Below are 19,936 nucleotides of genomic sequence, written 5' to 3' on the forward strand. Positions count from 1 at the left end.
ATCAAATCGTTGAACAATAAGAAGAATGATTATGAATAAATCACTTTATATCGTAGCTTTCTCGTTGGCATTTGCCACTACGGGTATAGCGCAAAATAATGAAGGACAAGATAAGGTAATCGATCTGGGCACACAGACGACCACCGAATTACGGAAGACACAGGCTGTCTCTACCATTTATTCGGATGAATTAGATAAAAATGCTACCACTAGTCCTTACAATGCCATTTATGGCCTGTTGCCGGGATTGAGTGTGATGCAGAACACTAGTTGGGGTACAGATAAATCTCGTCTCAATGTGCGGGGACGCGGTTCTTTGAATGGAGATACACCTTTATTTGTAGTAGATGGTTTTGCACGCCCTCTCGAATATATCAACCTTTCGGAAATAGAATCAATATCCGTTTTGAAAGACGGTGCTGCTACTGCTCTTTGGGGAGGCAGAGGCGCTAACGGAGTGGTATTGATAACTACCAAACGCGGTATATATAACCAGAAGGATATAAAAGTAGACTACAAGTTCGGTTTAGGCTTGCCTGTTAATCAGCCGGAATTTGCCGATGCTTATACCTATGCCAAAGCCCGTAATGAAGCATTGAGATATGATGGCTTGCAACCGGACATGGATGAGGCCTCTTTCCTGTCCGGAGGCAATAGCGATCTTTATCCGAATGTGGACTGGCAGAAAGAAGCGTTACGCAATCATACGACCAGTCATCAACTGGACATCACTTTCCGTGGAGGTGGCAAGCGGCTTCGTTATTTCAGTGTTTTCAATTACAAAAACGATATGGGACTGCTGAATAGCAAGTATACTGATTATACGGATCGTTATAATTCTCAGATGAAGAAATACTTCCTCAATCTTCGCATGAATCTGGATGTGGATATTACGGACGCGACAAAATTGAAATTGAGTATGCTCGGTATGCTGCGAGAGACCAAGCGTCCCACCACATCGGAAGCTACTTTGTTTGAACAGATTTTCAACACCCCGTCCGCCGCATTTCCCGTGCAGACACAGAATGGATTCTGGGGCAGTAACAATGTGCTGAAAACAAACCCGATAGCCAATCTGGCGGACGTAGGTTATTATAAACTGAATCAGCGTATGTTGCAGGCGGATTTGCGGTTGGTGCAGGATTTGTCTGTATTGACTCGCGGGTTGAGTGCGGAACTCGCTATTGCTTATGATAATAATGCGACCTATCAGGAAACAGCCAAGAAAAGTTTTATGTACCAGACCATTGAAAAAGGCACAGACGGAGAACCGATTTACACGAATTACGGAAATCCTAACGATGAACTGGAAATCAGCAACAAAGGATTGGCCAATCAATACATACATGCCAATTTTGAAGCGAAGGTCAATTATCACCGGACATGGGATAAACATGATTTTACGACCAGTGCTATGTTCCGTCAGGAATCAATGACATTGACAGGACCTAATAATAGTCGGTACCGCCAATACATCATCGGAACCGCAGGTTATAATTTTGACAACCGTTATATGGTGGATATTGTAGCCAACTGTTTTGGCAGCAGCGTGTTGGGGAAAAATGACAAATATCGCGCATATCCCGCCATATCTGCCGCCTGGATACTTTCGAACGAGAATTTCATGAAAGGAATTTCCGCTTTTGATTATCTGAAACTTCGTGCTTCTTACGGACGCTCCGGATATGATATTTATGATTATGACATGGATAAGCAATATTGGATAGGAAGCGGTGCTTACTATTTTCAGGCCGGAAATACTTCTGCCGGAAGTAGCCTGAAGGAAGGAGTGCTGGCAATGGAACGACTGGATCTGGAAGTTGCGGATAAATATAATATTGGTTTGGACATGAGCCTGTTCAAAGGACTGACTTTTTCTATTGACGGTTTTTATGACAAGCGCACTAATATCCTGATTGACGGAAGTGGGCTGATTTCATCGGCAATCGGGGTTACTATTCCGCAGATGAATGCAGGAAAAGTGGAAACAAAAGGAACGGAACTCTCTGCCATGTGGAAAAAGGAATACAAGGACTTTAACTATTATATCGGAGCCAACTTCTCCTATGCCAAAAGTAAAGTCGTAGAAAATGGTGAGGGATATCAGCCGTATGGCTATTTGTCTAAAAAAGGTTACCCTGTCGGGCAGTGTTTTGGCTGGGAGGCTATCGGTTATTTCAGAGATGAGGCGGACATAAAGAGCAGTCCTGTGCAGAAATTCTCGGAAGTACGTCCGGGTGATGTCAAGTACAGAGATCTGAATGGCGATAACGTGATTGACAACAATGACCAGAAGGCGATAGGATATTCCACTGCCATACCGGAGATTTATTATGGCATTAATTTGGGATTTGAATATAAAGGTTTCGGCGTGGATGCTCTGTTTCAAGGAGTAGCTCATTATAGTGTGATGTTGAACACTGCCAGCGTATACTGGCCGTTGAGAAACAACACGAATATTTCCAGCTGGTATCTGAACGACAGAATCCGCTGGACGGAAGAAACGAAAGATATCGCAAATGTCCCCCGCCTGACCACGTTGGATAATGCCAATAACTTCAGAAACAGTACACAGTGGTTGGAGAACGGTAGCTATTTCAAACTTCGTAACCTGAATGTCTACTATAACCTTCCTTCCTCTTGGGTGAAGAAAATGAAAATGGAGAAGATTCAGGTATATGCGAGAGCTAATAATCTTTTTTCGCTCGATCATGTGAAGTATATGAATTGTGAGGATTTAAACATCAATTATCCGGATATGACTTCCGTTTATTTCGGGTTGAATATTAACTTCTAAAAAGTGAGATGACCATGAGAAAATATATCATATTATATACAGGTTTGCTATTATCCGTATCGGGGTGCAGCTTGCTCGAACTGGACGAATCGACAGGCTTGGACAGGGAAGAGGCTTATTCCTACTTTAGCAATGTGAAAGGTTTGGCTACCTACGTTTATAGCCAGTTGCCCGGAGATCTCGGAGTGCTCGACGGGGCTTTGAGGGAGTCTGCAACGGATAATTCTGTTTATGTCTGGAGTGATAATAGTGTTCACGACTTTTATAACAATGCCTGGAGTCCCAACAATGCAGTCGATAATATGTGGTCGAAGTGCTATGGAGCTATCCGTTCCGTCAATTCATTCCTTGAAAACTATTCACAGGAAAAACTGGAGCGTTTCCGCTGGAACGACACGTATGAAGAAGACATTGCCAAAGCTACCATGTATCGTGAAGAATTACGGGTGTTGCGAGCTTTCTATCTGTTCGAACTGGCTAAACGATACGGTGATATTCCGCTCTTGACACGTACGTATGCTTTGGATGAAATCAACGGCGTGGAAAAGACTTCTTTCAATGAAGTGATAAAATATATCTGTGACGAATGTAGTGACGCGGCCAAAACCCTGCCTGTCAGTCATCAGGACTTTTGGGCGGAGACGGGACGTGTGACCAAAGGTACAGCGTTGGCTTTGAAATCCCGTGCTCTTCTTTATGCGGCGAGTTTGTTGCATAATCCCGCACAGGATGCCGATAAATGGAAAGCGGCTGCCGATGCGGCTTATGCTATCATAAAAGAGAACTGGTACAGTTTGCCGAAGACGAATGTAGATCCTCTGTATGACAAGAATGGTGGAAACGATGTGTTGAAATCTCCGCAATTAATTTTTGAACGTAGAAATGGGGAAAGCTTTGATTTTGAAGCTAACAATTTGCCCATCAGTTATGAAAAGGGGAAAACAGGCAACGTGCCCACCCAGAACTTGGTGGATGCCTTCCAGATGACTAATGGAAAAGACTTTGATTGGGAACAGATTACACCAGGGCAGAATCCGTATGAAGGCAGAGACCCGAGATTTTATAAAACAGTGCTTTGCAATGGCGATACATGGATGAACTCGACCATCCAGTCTTATGAAGGAGGAAAAGACGGTGCCGGAACAACCGGAGCGACTACCACAGGTTATTATTTGAAGAAGTATATGAATGAGACTGTTTCTCTAGCTCCTTCCAATGAGAAAAAGAAACCGCACCATTTCATCATATTCCGTTATGCGGAAATTCTCCTGAACTATGCGGAAGCAATGGATGCCTGGAAAGACGCTGATTATACGGATAATGATCATCCGTTGTCTGCACGTGCGGCACTGAATCAGGTGCGTGCTGCTGCTGATATGCCCGCCATTACAACAAGCGGCGACGCGTTTACTGAAAGCGTCCGTCGTGAAAGACGAGTGGAACTTGCGTTCGAAGACCATCGGTTCTGGGATATCCGCCGTTGGAAAATCGGTGATAAAACCAAAGCTATTTATTGCATCAAGATCACTATGGAAAACGGCTTGCCTGCTTATAAGAAAGAATTGCTTGAAACACGTAACTGGGATGATAAGATGTACTTGTATCCTATACCGCAAGCAGAGTATTATAAGAACCCTAATTTAGGTCAAAATACAGGCTGGTAGCTATGAATAAGTGAACCCTAAAAGTTAGACAAAAACTTTTAGGGTTCATTTTTATGGGAAGAAGTTCTGGAGAACGTTTGAATATAGCGAGTCAGTTAAAGACAGGAAAACCTGTGAAACTGATTCTCAAAGAGTCCGGATTGCATGAGACGAAGATGACAGCCTCTTTCTAAATTCAAGCATTGTGACTGGCTATGGTCTCTCGTTCCCGTTTTATGCTGCAGGATCGGGAGCTTCGCCGCTTCCGCCTTCGTTTCCTCCGCCCGGATTTTCCGGTTCATTTCCCCCTCCATTTCCGGAAGAGATGCTGCCGCCGTTTCCTTCCGTCTTGTAGATACTTACATTATCCAGCATATCTTTAAATTTATATCCCGGAGTAAATACAATTTTCACTCGTCGAACGGTATCGGCATCTACATCTTTTTCTTCATTCTGACTTTTACAGTTCATGCCCGGACGGAAACATCCGAAGTCACCTAATTGCACTGACAATCCTTTGTTGAGGTTCGTGTTCAACGCATCAATCAGTGCGTCAATCACGTGTTTCACTGCACCTTCGGGAATCATACCGAACATGGATACTTCCTTGCATAAGTCTCTGAAATTTACCGTATTGGTAATTACATTCTGTGCTACATACTTTTCAGTCTTTGTTTTGTCAAAACCGAAAACTCTTTTCTTGACAACATACTTTAGTGCCATAATCTTTCTTTTTTAATAGTTAGTTAATCTGTTTTATTGTTGTTTTGTGATCACGACGCAAAGGTATGGTTTCCGAAATTCATGACCAAGCTAAAAAAGAATTGTGCGTTAATAAATTAGTTAATAAGTAGAATACTGCTGCATTGGGGGATTTTATGTAAAAAAGATTTGGCAGAAAGATAGAAGAAGAGGATGCCGATTAAGGTATTGGGGTATCAAGTGTGGGGAAGGCATCCTCTTCGAAGATAGAACGAAAGGACTACTTGCACAAGCAATCTTTCTCGCTTTGTTGTCTATCTTCTATATATACTGGTAAGGGTTATGATTCTGAATTATTCCGTATCTTCTTTGGTTCGCAGGCTGACTAACTCTGTCCACTTGCTTATACTTAAGTCGAACCCTCCTTTCTCCAGGTGCTGAAGGGCAGCTCTAAAATGGCGGATTACTTTTTCTGTATCATTGGTTGTTTTATACTCAAGTTCTCCAAGTGCATATTCAAGACGTGCCATTTGGATGTAATCTAATAAGGTGTAATTTTCGTCAACGGATAAAGTTGAAAGATAGTTCAACAAGTCGAATGCTTTTTCTCGTTCTTCATCTGATAAGTTGGAGATGGGGCGGCGCGCGATGGGGTGCTGCATTAATAGGATAATGTTTTCTTTCAGGTCGTCGTACATATCTTTGTTATGTTTGCCGCATCATTTCCCTGTGGTGCGCGGTTAAAAAAAGAGAGCGTGGGAAACTACCAACTGTACGCCAACCATAGGCTCGGCAAAGACCCTCCGCGACATAAGTGATAGTCCCACGCCCATTGGGTATATAAACAAATTATATACAGAAGTGTGCGCGAGACCTGACATCACTTATTGCCATTCGCGGTAAATTTTTGCCGAATTTATGGTTGAATGCAATAAATAATCGTTCTCTGTAAAAAAATAAAATGTTCCTCTCTACGTATGAAAGGAAACCGCTACAAAAGTAGCAATAAATATCGATAAAGCAAGTAATCTTGTTTTATAATTTCATAGATGGTTCTGAATTAATTAAGGTCATTATAAATATGATTCATTATCATGGTCAGAATACGTTTTTGGGTGTTTATACGGGTGACAACTTGAAGTTAACAGTTAAAGAACGGAATATTATTGTTTGTAAATTACCGGTTAATTTTTTTCGGAATACTTTCTTATTCGTATAAATCAGTTTGATAAAATGGCATTTACTCCTTTGGAAGAATGGATTGAATATCTTAAGACAGGGCGTATACGTTCTAATACGAAAGTCCTAGGATTGGAAGAAGCTCATAAGACGCTGTCTTATTATAATATGGATGCGGCTGAAAAGTTAGCGTATGATTGCCATATAGATGCAGTAATGATTCAAAATGATGTGTTAAGTACTGCTAAATTAGAAGGGTATGAAGAAGGACGACAGCTTGGGCTTGAAGAGGGGCGAGAAATGGGATTTAAAGAAAGTCTTGAGAAAGCCATTCAGCAAGGTATCGAAAAAGAAAAACAACCACTGCCCGTAAACTGAAATCTCTCAATGTCCCTATTGGTGCTATTATGGAAGTTACCGGTCTGTCGTTAGAAGAGATAGAGCGACTCTAGTTATTGCTTTTACGATTAAGGTTTCCTATTCTTATGGGTATATAAGAGAATCCTGTACTGAACAACTCTTTTTTGTTCAGTACAGGATTTTTGATAATTTTACTAAATAGTGATGTTTTTACCCTTCTGTTTTTTTTGCATAAACCACCAGTTTTCCGGCTCCGTAGCGTATCAACAATCCGCGTTCGATGAAAGTATTCAGCTCATTAAGTGCCCGTTGCTTATCATGTCCTGTCAATCGACAATAATCAGCACGGGTCAGACAGGGAAATCGTTGGAGGTGTTCGTTGATGATAGCTAGACACTCTTTTTCACTGTGCCCTTTTCCGACAGGACGGGTGAACGATTTGCCGCGCTCCGGTCTCATTTGCTGGCCTACTTCTTTTTTGAACTGTTTGCCTGCCCGGAAATTGATATTTTTCAAGCTGATGGATTGTGCGTGCACATCTTTCTTTTTCATCACTGGAGGTCCTTGCAGAGAGACGGAAAAGTATCCGATATCGCCTAGCTCCACAATCCATCCGTTTGCAAGCAGATCTCTTAATTCATTTTGAAAAGACTGCATGGCACCAACCAATAAGCTACGGCTTATTCCGGTGAATTTGTGAACACGATCCAGAAATTCTTCCTGGTCGATTGTTCCGTTGAAAACGACACGGGGATGAAGCGGCTGTTCTTCGCCTTTCTTCTGAATGTCGGGAGTGTCGTAAAGGTCATAATGTATACTCATAATCAGAATTGTTTTATACCGGTACTTTTATTGATCCGATTGCCTGTGAGGATTTGTATTATTAGCTATTCTTACTTCGTATGACTATAGTCTTTCTTTCGTATAACTATAGTCATACGCAAGGGAGACTATAGTTATCTTTACGAATAACTATAGTTATACGAAAAGATGTCAGGCAACAAAGGTAATTTCTTTCGGCAATAAAACGAAATCTATTAGTAAGAAAGAAATAAAAACGTCGCAAATATTGTTTATTACCTTGAGTCACCCTTTCCTTTTTTAATAAATTAGCTAGAAAGTGTGGTGTTTATTGAATAAGAACCCTTATTTTTGCAGCATGTTACAATTTGAGAATCAAAAGATAAAGCAAATAGTTCGCAAGGTGCTTCCGGTAGTAACGCTGGCAGCTATGTTATATTCCTGCGCCAGTATTGGACGGCCGGACGGAGGCCCTTATGATGAGACGCCGCCCCGTTTCATCGGTAGTACTCCTGCTGCGGGCGCTCTGAATAATGAAAGAACTAAAATTTCTTTGATGTTTGATGAGTTTATTAAGCTGGAGAAAGCAACCGAAAAAGTCGTTGTTTCTCCTCCCCAGATACAGCAACCGGAAATCAAGGCTTCCGGCAAGAGAATACAAGTCAACCTGCTCGACTCTTTGAAGCCTAACACGACCTATACGATTGACTTCTCGGATGCAATTGTCGACAATAATGAAGGTAACCCGTTGGGTAACTTTGCGTTTACGTTCTCTACCGGTACGGAAATCGATACGATGGAAGTAGCAGGAACGATGCTCGACGCCTCTAACCTGGAACCTATTAAAGGTATGCTTGTCGGGCTACATTCCAACCTGAATGATTCGGCTTTCAACAAATTGCCTTTCGACCGTGTGGCACGTACAGATAGCCGTGGACGTTTCTCTATCCGGGGTATAGCTCCCGGCAAGTATCGTATCTACGGTTTGATGGATGCCGACCAGAACTTTACTTTTAATCAGAAGAGCGAGATGATCGCTTTCCATGACTCGTTGATTATCCCTCGTATGGAAGAACGTATCCGCATGGATACGGCTTGGGTGGATTCATTGACTTATGACACGATTGTTGAGAAGAAATATATGCATTATTTGCCGGATGATGTCATCCTCCGTGCCTTTAAGGAACTCAATTATTCGCAATACCTTATCAAGTCGGAAAGACTGGTTCCGCAGAAGTTTACGTTCTATTTTGCAGGTAAGGCAGATACTTTGCCTGTATTGAAAGGCTTGAACTTCGATGAAAAGGATGCTTTTGTTATCGAAAAGAATCAGCGGAACGACACCATCCATTATTGGGTAAAAGACTCCCTGCTCTTTAAGCAGGATACGCTGGCCATGAGCCTGACTTATCTTTATACGGATACATTGAATCAGTTAGTGCCCCGTACGGATACGCTCAACCTCGTTTCGAAGCAGAAATATAAGAAAGAGGAGCCGGATAAGGACAAAAAGAAAAAGAAGAAAAAGAAAGGTGAAGAGGATGAACCCGAACCGACAAAATTCTTGCCGGTAAATGTCGGTGCTCCTTCGTCAATGGATGTATATGGTTCTATCTCTTTGAGTTTTGAAGAACCGATAGCCAGTTTCGATACTGCGGCCATCCATCTACGGCAAAAGGTAGATACGCTCTGGAAAGATATACCATTCGACTTTGAACAGGACTCTGTGAATCTAAAGAGGTTCAATCTGTATTATGATTGGGAGCCGACACTGGAATATGAATTTTCGGTAGACTCGACTGCGTTCCATGGTATATACGGATTGTTTACAGACAAAATAAAACAAGGGTTCAAGGTGCGTAGTTTGGAAGAATATGCCAAAATCACGTTTGTGGTGACGGGAGCGGAACCTAATGCTTTCGTTGAACTGTTGGATGCGCAGGATAAAGTGGTACGCCGAAGAAGAGTAGAGGAAGGAGGTTATGCCGACTTTTATTACTTAAATCCCGGTAAGTACTCCGCCCGGTTGATTAACGACCGGAATGGAAACGGTGAATGGGATACCGGCAATTTTGAAAAAGGGGTGCAGCCCGAAGAGGTGTATTATTATAATCAGATTTTAGAGCCGAAAGCCAACTGGGATCTAGAACAAAGTTGGGATATTCATGCAGTTCCGCTGGATAAGCAAAAGCTGGATGAACTTAAAAAACAAAAACCAGATGAAGACAAGAAGAAAAAGGATCGGGAACGAAATAGTCAGAACCGCCGTCGTTAGCGTTCGACGCAATTTTATTATCGGATTAGTGGCCTTACTGATGGGAGCTTTCGCCCTCCCTGCCAGTGCCCAATGTGAAGCGAAGAATGATGCGTTTCAATCCGGCGAACATGTAATGTATGATTTATACTTCAACTGGAAGTTTGTCTGGGTGAAAGCCGGACTCGCCAGTCTGACAACGAATGCGACCACTTATCATTCGCAGCCAGCCTACCGGATTAACCTGCTCGCTTTAGGCAGTAAACGGGCAGACTTCTTTTTCAAGATGCGCGATACGCTGACTTGCGTGATCGGTGAAAAACTGGAACCGCGCTATTTCCGCAAAGGTGCCGAAGAGGGAAAACGTTACACGGTCGATGAGGCTTGGTTTTCTTATAAGGACGGTCTTTGTCTGGTAAATCAAAAGCGTACCTACCGGGATGGAGCGTTTGATGAATCTGAAGCTAGCGATAGCCGCTGTATATACGATATGTTAAGCATCTTGGCGCAGGCACGTTCTTACGACCCTGCAGATTATAAGGTGGGAGACAAAATCAAGTTCCCGATGGCTACGGGCCGTAAAGTGGAAGAGCAAACGCTTATCTACCGTGGAAAAGAAAATGTGAAAGCGGAGAATGGAGTTACTTACCGTTGCCTGATCTTCTCATTGGTAGAATATGATAAGAAAGGAAAAGAAAAGGAGGTGATTACTTTCTTCGTGACGGACGACTTGAACCATCTTCCTGTCCGCCTGGATTTATTCCTGAACTTCGGTTCGGCGAAAGCATTCCTGAATAATGTGACGGGTAACCGACATCCGCTGACTTCTATCGTTAAATAGATATAGAGAAAAAACGAAGGCATATCAGAAGTAAATTGACCTGCCAACCTGTTAAGAGTGTTGATATACCTTCCTGTTTTTTATTCCTGAACTTCGAAAGGCACTTTCTGATCCTTTCGGAACACGCTGGATTCAAAAGTTGCAATCAGCTCTCCGTCTTGGTTTGTTATATCTACCTGATAGCAACCTGTACTTCGGCCGATATAGCGTTCGCGTGCTTCGGCAAAGAGAGTATCTCCGGGGCCGCTGGCACGCAGGAAAGTAATAGTGGATGAGAGAGAGAAAGCTAGTGTGCCGTGTGAGTTGGCTGCTGCGGCAAGTGCCAGATCTGCTAACGTGAAGATCGCTCCTCCTTGTGTGCGGGCTCCTGCATTAAGATGTTCGGGTTTTATTTCTAATTTGGCTTTACTGTAACCTTTGCGTACTTCCAGCAGTGCTACTCCTGTGTTTTCGGCAAATAAATCATTCTTAAAGAAATCTTGTGGAGTCATATGAGTTTGTTTAAAGTTGTCAACATTGTATCTCTAGGTGTGATTCATCTTTATAAATCTACTATTTCTTTTGCAAATGTACCAAAATTGTCTTTCATTTGGATTATTTAGGTCGGTCAATTCTATTTAAATGCACTACTTTTGCCATCAAGAAAATTAATCACTTAACAAATAATCCTTGTATTATGAAAACAATTCTTAGCGCATTAGGACTTTCCCTATTGATCTTTACGAGTTGCGGTGGACAAAAAAAGGTTGAAGTAGACTTTATTCAGGACAACATCGACAACGCTGTGGCACAGAACACAATCCAAACGGACATTATTGAAAAATCCGGTAAGATCCTGAATCCAAGAACTATCAACGAAGATGGTAGTATTTCTTATATACCTATCGATGATTGGTGTTCCGGCTTCTTCCCCGGCAGTATGTGGCTCACATATAATCTGACAGGAGATCAGAAATGGTTACCATTGGCCGAAAAATATACAGAAGCTCTTGATTCTGTGAAATATCTGAAATGGCATCATGATGTAGGTTTCATGATTGGTTGCAGTTATTTGAACGGATACCGTTTGGCAGACAAGAAAGAATATAAAGATGTAATTGTTGAAACAGCCAAGTCGCTTTCCACTCGTTTTCGTCCGAATGCAGGCGTTATCCAGTCATGGGATGCCGATAGAGGCTGGCAGGGAACGCGTGGATGGAAATGTCCGGTGATTATTGATAATATGATGAATCTCGAACTCTTGTTTGAGGCAACCGCTCTTTCAGGTGATTCTACTTTCTATAATATTGCAGTGAAGCATGCTGATACAACAATGGCTCATCACTTCCGTTCGGACAACAGCTGCTACCATGTGGTAGATTACGATCCGGAGACAGGAGAAGTGCGTAAGAGACAAACTGCACAGGGATATGCCGACGAATCGGCTTGGGCTCGCGGACAAGCTTGGGCACTCTATGGATACACTACTTGCTATCGTTATACGAAAGACAAGAAATACCTCGACCAGGCACAAAAAGTATATAATTTTATATTTAATAATAAGAATATGCCGGAAGATCTTGTTCCTTACTGGGATTACGATGCTCCGAATATTCCAAACGAACCGCGTGATGCTTCTGCTGCCGCTTGTACGGCTTCTGCCCTTTACGAACTGGATGGCTACCTGCCAGGTAATCATTACAAGGAAACCGCTGATAAGATTATGGAAAGTTTAGGCTCGCCTGCTTATCGTGCAAAGGTTGGAACAAATGGCAACTTTATCCTGATGCATTCAGTAGGTAGTATTCCTCACGGTCAGGAAATCGATGTCCCTCTGAACTATGCTGACTATTACTTCCTGGAAGGATTGATGCGTAAAAGAGATTTAGAAAAGAAATAAGGAATAAGAAATAACAAAAAAATAATGAACGGTAAACAGTGAACGATGAATACTTTACAGATTCTAACGTAACATGTTTACCGTTTATCATTCAGCATTGATTGTTTGTTATTCCCCTCTTATCATTTATCACTAACCTGTTTAAATCATTTATCGTAAACTATCATGAACAAACCTATTAACCTTCTTGTAGGAGGCCTGACACTGTTTGCCGCACAGGGTTGCAAGGCTCCGAAGCAAGTGCCCCAACAAGCAGAACATCCCAATATAATTTATGTATTTCCCGATCAATACCGTAATCAGGCGATGGGCTTTTGGAATCAGGACGGATTTCGGGATAAAGTAAATTTTAAAGGAGACCCCGTGCATACTCCTAATTTGGATGCGTTTGCGCGTGAATCGATGGTACTGTCGTCTGCACAGAGTAACTGTCCGTTGAGTAGCCCTCATCGTGGAATGTTACTGACCGGTATGTACCCGAATAAAAGCGGTGTGCCATTGAATTGTAACTCCACACGTCCGATCAGTTCTTTACGCGAAGATGCGGAATGTATTGGTGATGTATTTAGTAAAGCAGGTTACGATTGTGCCTACTTCGGTAAACTTCATGCTGACTTCCCAACTCCGAACGATCCTGAACATCCGGGACAATATGTAGAAGAGAAACGTCCGGCATGGGATGCTTATACTCCGAAAGAACGTCGTCATGGTTTTAATTACTGGTATTCTTACGGTACATTTGATGAACATAAGAACCCGCATTATTGGGACACGGATGGCAAGAGACACGATCCGAAAGAATGGTCGCCCCTGCATGAGGCAGGTAAAGTCATTTCTTATCTGAAAAATGACGGTAACGTGCGTGATACCAAGAAACCTTTCTTCATAATGGTGGGTATGAATCCTCCTCACAGCCCGTATCGTTCTTTGAATGACTGCGAAGAGCAGGATTTCAATCTTTATAAAGATCAGCCTCTGGATAGTCTGCTGATTCGTCCGAATGTCGATTTGAAGATGAAGAAAGCGGAGTCTGCACGTTATTATTTCGCTTCCGTTACCGGAGTAGACCGTGCTTTCGGACAGATTTTGACGATATTGAAAGAACTGGGATTGGATAAGAATACAGTCGTAATTTTTGCTTCCGATCATGGCGAGACGATGTGTAGCCAGCGCACTGATGATCCGAAGAATTCCCCTTATTCTGAATCCATGAATATTCCGTTCCTGGTTCGTTTCCCCGGTAAGATTCAGCCGAGGGTAGATGATTTATTGCTCTCGGCTCCTGATATTATGCCTACGGTGCTTGGCTTGTGCGGACTGGGTGATTCTATTCCGGCAGAGGTGCAGGGACGTAATTTCGCTCCTCTTTTCTTCGATGAAAAGGCTGAAATTGTTCGTCCTACAGGTGCACTGTATATTCAGAATGTAGATGGCGATAAAGATGAGAATGGATTGGTGCAGACTTACTTCCCTTCTTCAAGAGGTATCAAGACGGCTCAATATACGTTGGCTTTATATATCGACCGTGATACGAAGCAATTGAAGAAAAGCCTCTTATTCGATGATGTAAAAGATCCATATCAACTGCATAACTTGCCTTTGGAAGAAAATAAGGAAATTGTGGCACAACTTTGCGGTGAAATGGGAGCTATGCTAAAGGAGATTAATGATCCTTGGTATACGGAAAAGATTCTGTCGGATCGGATTCCTTATTAACGATTTATGTATTCTTATATAATCATTTAGGCACAGATCACGCGGATTCAGGGTCTTTAGTGTTGTCATTGTTGCAAAGTAACCGCGTTCATCCGTGTAATCCGTGCCTAAAAAAGATAACAATTCAGTAATGAAAAGCAGTTGTTTTATAATATTATTCCTTTTGGGAATTATTCCTTCAGCTTTCGCCCAACTCATCGGATTTGAAGGGGAAGTGCCCGAAGCATTTAAAGTTTCCGGAAAGGGAGAAGTGAAAATCTCTTCTCTTTTTTACAAGGAGGGTGAAAGTAGTCTGGAATGGGACTTTCAGCCCGGTTCTACGCTGGACGTTCAAGTTGCTCCTTTATCGTTGAATACGAGAAACGAGAAGCAGTTCGGCATTACCTTATGGATTTATAATGAGAAACCACAACAGGATTCTATTCGTTTTGAGTTTCTGAATAAGGCGGGAGAAGTCTCTTATTGGTTCTCTTATCGTTTGCAGGCAGCAGGCTGGCGGGCCTGCTGGATCTCTTTTGAGTATATGCAGGGAGACAAGAAAGATAAGAAGATCGTAGCCTATCGGCTGGTTGCCCCGCAACGGAAGGGACGTATCTTTCTTGACCGTCTGACTTTTCCGGAAAAGAAAATGAATCTTCGTACTACCCCCGATCAGCAGTTGCCTACTAATAATGGGCTGTCTAATCGTGACCTGTGGCATTGGTGTCTCGTGTGGAAATGGGAACAACTGTCGTATGATATTCCTCTGCCTTCTAAATTAGCAAGCGAGCAAAAGAAGGAACTGAAGACTATCGAGCAACGTTTGACTGACTTTTTGGAAGTGAAAAAGGCTCCGCAAGGACCGATTAATGCTGCCTATAAAACATTTGAGAAAGCGGCTATCAGTCCATCCATCGCCGGAACGGGATTTATAGGAACTCCTATTGTTGCTCCTGATGAACAGGACAAGAAGAAAGGAGAAATGTCATGGAACGATATTGAAACGATGCTTTCCGGTTTTGCCTATGATGCTTGTTATAATCAGAACGAAACATCAAAGAAAAACTACTTTACCGTATTCGACTATGCTATCGATCAGGGATTTGCATACGGTAGCGGTATGGGCACCAATCATCATTATGGTTATCAGGTACGTAAGATATATACAACTGCCTGGCTGATGCGTGATGCTATCTATAAACATCCTCATCGGGATGCTTATCTCTCCACATTGCGTTTTTGGGCGGCTCTGCAGGAAACTCGTCAGCCATGCTCTCCAACACGTGATGAATTGTTGGATTCCTGGCATACGTTATTGATGGCGAAATTTATTTCCGCTATGATGTTTCCCGATGCAAGGGAACAGGCGCAAGCTTTGAGTGGCTTGTCACGTTGGCTTTCTTCTTCTTTGCGTTATACTCCGGGAACGATCGGTGGTATAAAGGTAGACGGTACGACTTTCCATCATGGCGGTTTCTATCCGGGATATACCACTGGAGTACTTGCGACTGTAGGAGAATATATTGCATTTACCAATGGTACAAGTTTTGAACTGACCGAAGATGCGCGCAAACACATGAAATCAGCCTTTATTGCTATGCGCAATTATTGCAATTTCTATGAATGGGGCATCGGAATCAGTGGTCGTCATCCTTTTGGAGGGAAGATGGGAAGCGATGATATCGAAGCATTTGCCAATATAGCTTTATCCGGCGATTTGTCCGGTCAGGGAAATACGTTTGATCGTGGTCTGGCTGCCGACTATTTGCGTCTGATACGCAATAGTGATACTCCGAATGCGCGTTTCTTCAAGAAGGAAGGTATTCAACCGGCACAGGCTCCACAGGGATTCTTCGTTTACAACTATGGTTCGGCAGGCATTTTCCGTCGTGCGGACTGGATGGTGACATTGAAAGGGTATACCACTGACGTATGGGGCTCTGAAATTTATACGAAAGATAACCGTTACGGACGTTATCAGAGTTATGGCTCCGTGCAGATTATGGGGAAAGGGAATCCCGTGTCACGTGCCGGAAGTGGCTTCGTGCAGGAGGGATGGGACTGGAACCGTTTGCCGGGTACAACTACCATTCATTTGCCTTTCGATTTGCTTGATAGCCCATTGAAAGGAACGACCATGGCACGCTCCAAAGAGAATTTCTCCGGAAGCAGTTCTTTAGATGGTAAAAATGGAATGTTCGCTATGAAATTGGCAGAACGGGATTATGAGAACTTCACACCGGACTTTGTGGCCCGTAAATCCGTTTTCTGTTTTGATAACCGGATGGTTTGCCTGGGAACAGGTATTTCGAACTCCAATACGGATTATCCTACGGAAACGACTCTTTTCCAGACAAAATATAATGGTAAGGAGTCCAAAGTAGGAGAGGATAGCTATTGGCTTCATGATGGTTATGACAATTATTATCATGTAGTGGACGGAACCGTTCGTTCACAGGTGGCAGAACAGGAATCACGGCATGAAAAGACGCGTGAAATAACCAAAGGAAAATTCTCTTCTGCCTGGATAGAACATGGCAAGGCGCCGAAAGAAGGGACTTATGAATATATGGTATTGATACAACCTTCTGTTTCCGAACTCGACGAGCTGCGTAAAACTCCTGCATACGAGGTGTTGCAACGCGATCAGACTGCTCACGTTGTTTATGATAAAAAGACAGGTATCACGGCGTATGCTGCTTTTGAAGCTTATCAGCCTGCCACTGATAAAGTGTTCGTGGCTATTCCTGCGGAAACAATGGTGATGTATGCAAAGGAATCTGATAAGGGGATTCGTTTAAGCGTCTGTGATCCGAATCTGAATATAGAAGAGAAGACGTATACAACGAAAGAACCCAGTCGTCCTATTACTAAGGAGATACGGCTTAAAGGACATTGGAGATTGACAAGCCCGATGGAAAATGCCCAGTTGGAACAGCAGGGAGACCAGACCGTACTGACGGTAACTTGTCAGCATGGACAGCCGGTTGAAATGCTCATGGAAAATAAATAATTAGTGAATAAGATAAGAGAAAATAAGAATTTAAAGAGAGGGTATTAGTTATCATGTTTCTATGAAAAAAGAGAAGACCGGTTCGTGGTGAGCCGGTCTTCTTTGTATTTACAAGGTGCGTTGAGCACTTTCTTTTCTTGTTACTTATTCAGTCTCCATTCGAAACCGTCTTTAGTATCTTTGATTTCAAATCCGAGTGCTGTCAGTGTGTTGCGGATTTCGTCGGAAGTAGTCCAGTCTTTGTTGGCTTTCGCTTTCATACGTTGTTCCAGTAGCATATCTACTACCTTGCCGTAGGCTGCTTCACGACCATCAGAAGAGCCTTTTTCTTCTTTCAATCCCATGATGTCGAAACTGAATAGATGGAATGTTTCTTTCAACTCTTTCAGGTCTTCGGCGGATATGGTAGCATTGCCGGCAATGATATTGTTAATAATGCGGGCACCTTCGAAAAGCTGTGCGATGACAATCGGTGTATTCAAGTCGTCATTCATTGCTTCATAGCATTTAGCGCGCAGTTCTTTCACGTTGATTCCCTCTGAAGTTGCCGGTGCGGGAGTAATCTTATCCAATGCGTCAATGGCTTCCATCAGACGTTGCAGCCCTTTTTCGGATGCTTGCAGTGCTTCATTGCTAAAGTCTACCGTGCTGCGGTAATGAGCTTGCAGGATGAAGAAACGGATTGTCATTGGTGTGTAGGCTTGTGCTAGCAGCTTATGAGTACCGTTGAAGAATTCGTCCAAAGTGATGAAGTTGCCGAGTGATTTACCCATCTTGGTTCCGTTGATGGTAATCATGTTGTTGTGCATCCAGTAGTGAACCATGTCGTCGCCTTGTGAAGCTACCGATTGTGCGATTTCACATTCGTGGTGAGGGAAAATCAAGTCCATTCCTCCTCCGTGAATATCGAAGTGTTCACCTAGGTATTTGCGTCCCATAGCGGTACATTCGGTGTGCCATCCGGGGAAACCGTCGCTCCATGGAGACGGCCAGCGCATGATATGTTCAGGTTGTGCCTTTTTCCAAAGGGCGAAGTCGGCGGGATTGCGTTTTTCGCTTTGTCCGTCGAGGTCACGGGTGGTATTTAATACGTCGTCCAGATTACGTCCGGAAAGTTTTCCGTAGTGGTAATCTTTATTGTATTTGGCTACATCGAAGTAGACGGAGCCTTCGCTTTCATAGGCATATCCGGCATCCAAAATCTTCTGTACCAGTTGGATTTGTTCAATGATATGTCCTGAAGCATGTGGCTCAATGCTTGGAGAAAGTACATTCAACGCTTCCATTGCTTTATGATAGCGGTTCAGGAAATATTGAACAACCTCCATTGGTTCCAACTCTTCCAGACGTGCTTTCTTGGCAATCTTGTCTTCTCCGTCATCAGCATCATGTTCCAAATGACCTACGTCGGTAATATTTCGTACGTAGCGTACTTTATATCCTAGGTGGGTGAGATAGCGGAATAACACATCGAAGGTTATAGCCGGGCGGGCGTGTCCTAAATGGGCATCTCCGTAAACAGTCGGTCCGCACACATACATGCCTACATGAGGTGCATGAAGCGGTACAAACAACTCTTTCTTTCTATCTAAGGTGTTGTAAATGGTAAGTTGATGTTCCATAACATTTTATATTTGTTTTATTGGAATCGCAAAGTTAGTATAAAATCTGAATATGCGCCCTATCTTTAATCGGTTGATTTTAAGTGTCGGGTCGTTTTTACCAGTAATGTGATTTGTTTTCCGGTATGAAACTAACAGTTTCACACCGAGGAACCAATAGTTTCACACCGAGAAACTAAAACTCTGCCGGCATGTCAGTAAATGTTTGGCTATTGTTGATTGCAAAACTTATTGATTGCTTCTGCTACACCGTCTTCTTCGTTACTTAGAGTGATGTAATCTGCTGCTTTCTTTACAGGTTCTTGAGCATTTCCCATGGCAATCCCCAGTCCTGCAAATTTAATCATAGATAGGTCATTATATCCATCACCTATGGCTATAACTTCTTCACGCGCTACCCCTATTTCTTTTAACAGGACGGCCAAAGAAAGAGCCTTGTCGATACCTTGCGGGACTAATTCGAGAAAATAGGGTTCTGAACGGAAAACATTAATGCGGCCTTGTAACCGGAGACAAAGTTCGGCTTCAAGTGGAATCAGTTTATCGGCATCTCCTACGATGAGGCATTTGGCTACGGGAAGCGTGATGTCTGTCAGGAAGTCATTTGTCTCCCGAACTGTCATTTTATTGAGAAAGGCCTCTTTTAATACGTATGGATCTTGAGAGTTTTCGGTTATTATCTCTGCTCCGTCATAGGTTAATATACTTAGTTGGTGGGTACGGGCACATTCGTAGAGCATTGGAACAACTTCATTAGGTAACACATTTTCATATACCATCTCTTTTGTTTCCCAATTGATAATTTCACCTCCGTTATAGGAAAGGATGAAACCTCCGAATTCATTCATCCGTAATTCGTTGGCTAATGGTACAATACCATAAGTAGGTCGTCCGGAAGCTAATACGAGTCGTATTCCTTGCTCTTGTATACGTATTAGAGTTTCCCTGTTGCGGGGAGTGATTTCTTTTTTAGAATTGGTGAGTGTGCCGTCAAGGTCGAGCACGATAAGTTTGTATTTCATGTAGCGTTGTTTTGGGTGCAAAGATAGATTAAAAAAGTTTTTCCGCAAGGTGGTGGGGGAAAAGATGTGGCTTTAGCTGAAATTGCACTGTGAGAGTGCAATTTATTTTGTTATTTGCACTATTATAG

Annotated in this window: 13 protein-coding genes and 1 pseudogene; 8 read left to right on the plus strand and 6 right to left on the minus strand. The window is 42.8% G+C overall.

Features of this window, described 5'->3' with window-relative positions:
* Nucleotides 1-25 precede the first annotated feature (25 nt).
* Together ACT8YW_RS02675 and ACT8YW_RS02680 are read left to right on the plus strand one after the other, a co-directional pair.
* Nucleotides 26-2,797 (plus strand): SusC/RagA family TonB-linked outer membrane protein, encoded by a 2,772-nt coding sequence (locus tag ACT8YW_RS02675; protein WP_444103898.1) that lies wholly within the window; start codon nucleotides 26-28, stop codon nucleotides 2,795-2,797.
* An 8-nt stretch (nucleotides 2,798-2,805) separates the two neighbouring features.
* The gene (locus ACT8YW_RS02680; protein WP_074636343.1) at nucleotides 2,806-4,461 is read left to right on the plus strand and encodes a RagB/SusD family nutrient uptake outer membrane protein; all 1,656 of its coding nucleotides are present in this window, start codon (nucleotides 2,806-2,808) and stop codon (nucleotides 4,459-4,461) included.
* A gap of 213 nt (nucleotides 4,462-4,674) precedes the next feature.
* On the opposite strand, the gene ACT8YW_RS02685 is transcribed toward ACT8YW_RS02680, so the two are convergent.
* Together ACT8YW_RS02685 and ACT8YW_RS02690 are read right to left on the minus strand one after the other, a co-directional pair.
* The gene (locus tag ACT8YW_RS02685) at nucleotides 4,675-5,163 is read right to left on the minus strand and encodes an HU family DNA-binding protein (protein ID WP_444103899.1); all 489 of its coding nucleotides are present in this window, start codon (nucleotides 5,161-5,163) and stop codon (nucleotides 4,675-4,677) included.
* A 332-nt stretch (nucleotides 5,164-5,495) separates the two neighbouring features.
* The gene (locus ACT8YW_RS02690; RefSeq protein ID WP_444103900.1) at nucleotides 5,496-5,840 is read right to left on the minus strand and encodes a hypothetical protein; all 345 of its coding nucleotides are present in this window, start codon (nucleotides 5,838-5,840) and stop codon (nucleotides 5,496-5,498) included.
* A 329-nt stretch (nucleotides 5,841-6,169) separates the two neighbouring features.
* On the opposite strand from ACT8YW_RS02690, the pseudogene ACT8YW_RS02695 reads away from it, so the two are divergent.
* Nucleotides 6,170-6,773 (plus strand): annotated as a pseudogene (locus tag ACT8YW_RS02695) (hypothetical protein); the annotation flags it as partial.
* 118 nt (nucleotides 6,774-6,891) lie between these two features.
* Here the strand turns inward: ACT8YW_RS02695 and ACT8YW_RS02700 are convergent.
* Nucleotides 6,892-7,503: an HU family DNA-binding protein gene (locus ACT8YW_RS02700; protein WP_444103901.1), complete on the minus strand. Its 612-nt coding sequence runs from the start codon at nucleotides 7,501-7,503 to the stop codon at nucleotides 6,892-6,894.
* A gap of 337 nt (nucleotides 7,504-7,840) precedes the next feature.
* Between ACT8YW_RS02700 and ACT8YW_RS02705 the strand changes: the two genes are divergently transcribed.
* Both ACT8YW_RS02705 and ACT8YW_RS02710 read left to right on the plus strand, forming a co-directional pair.
* Nucleotides 7,841-9,757 (plus strand): Ig-like domain-containing domain, encoded by a 1,917-nt coding sequence (locus tag ACT8YW_RS02705; RefSeq protein ID WP_444103902.1) that lies wholly within the window; start codon nucleotides 7,841-7,843, stop codon nucleotides 9,755-9,757.
* Nucleotides 9,702-10,577 carry a DUF3108 domain-containing protein gene (locus tag ACT8YW_RS02710; protein ID WP_008641759.1) on the plus strand — a complete coding sequence of 292 codons (876 nt, stop codon included), beginning with the start codon at nucleotides 9,702-9,704 and terminating at the stop codon, nucleotides 10,575-10,577. Before ACT8YW_RS02705 ends, ACT8YW_RS02710 begins: the two co-directional genes overlap by 56 nt.
* An 80-nt stretch (nucleotides 10,578-10,657) precedes the next feature.
* Here ACT8YW_RS02710 and ACT8YW_RS02715 read toward each other — a convergent pair whose 3' ends face one another.
* Nucleotides 10,658-11,068, minus strand: coding sequence for a PaaI family thioesterase (locus ACT8YW_RS02715; protein ID WP_444103904.1), 411 nt, complete (start codon nucleotides 11,066-11,068; stop codon nucleotides 10,658-10,660).
* Between the two features lie 185 nt (nucleotides 11,069-11,253).
* Between ACT8YW_RS02715 and ACT8YW_RS02720 the strand changes: the two genes are divergently transcribed.
* From ACT8YW_RS02720 to ACT8YW_RS02730, 3 genes are all read left to right on the plus strand, one after another.
* Nucleotides 11,254-12,456 (plus strand): glycoside hydrolase family 88 protein, encoded by a 1,203-nt coding sequence (locus ACT8YW_RS02720; protein ID WP_444103905.1) that lies wholly within the window; start codon nucleotides 11,254-11,256, stop codon nucleotides 12,454-12,456.
* 165 nt (nucleotides 12,457-12,621) lie between these two features.
* On the plus strand, nucleotides 12,622-14,172 hold the full coding sequence (locus ACT8YW_RS02725) for a sulfatase family protein (RefSeq protein ID WP_444103907.1): 1,551 nt from the start codon (nucleotides 12,622-12,624) through the stop codon (nucleotides 14,170-14,172).
* Between the two features lie 130 nt (nucleotides 14,173-14,302).
* Nucleotides 14,303-17,164: a chondroitinase family polysaccharide lyase gene (locus ACT8YW_RS02730; protein ID WP_444103908.1), complete on the plus strand. Its 2,862-nt coding sequence runs from the start codon at nucleotides 14,303-14,305 to the stop codon at nucleotides 17,162-17,164.
* A gap of 140 nt (nucleotides 17,165-17,304) precedes the next feature.
* On the opposite strand, the gene cysS is transcribed toward ACT8YW_RS02730, so the two are convergent.
* Nucleotides 17,305-18,786 (minus strand): cysteine--tRNA ligase, encoded by a 1,482-nt coding sequence (cysS, locus tag ACT8YW_RS02735; RefSeq protein ID WP_444103910.1) that lies wholly within the window; start codon nucleotides 18,784-18,786, stop codon nucleotides 17,305-17,307.
* A gap of 209 nt (nucleotides 18,787-18,995) precedes the next feature.
* Entirely contained in the window at nucleotides 18,996-19,808 is an 813-nt protein-coding gene (locus ACT8YW_RS02740; protein ID WP_444103911.1) for a Cof-type HAD-IIB family hydrolase, read from the minus strand.
* Between the last annotated feature and the right edge of the window lie 128 nt (nucleotides 19,809-19,936).

It is taken from the genome of Bacteroides sp. (assembly GCF_052357945.1).
Taxonomy (GTDB): domain Bacteria; phylum Bacteroidota; class Bacteroidia; order Bacteroidales; family Bacteroidaceae; genus Bacteroides.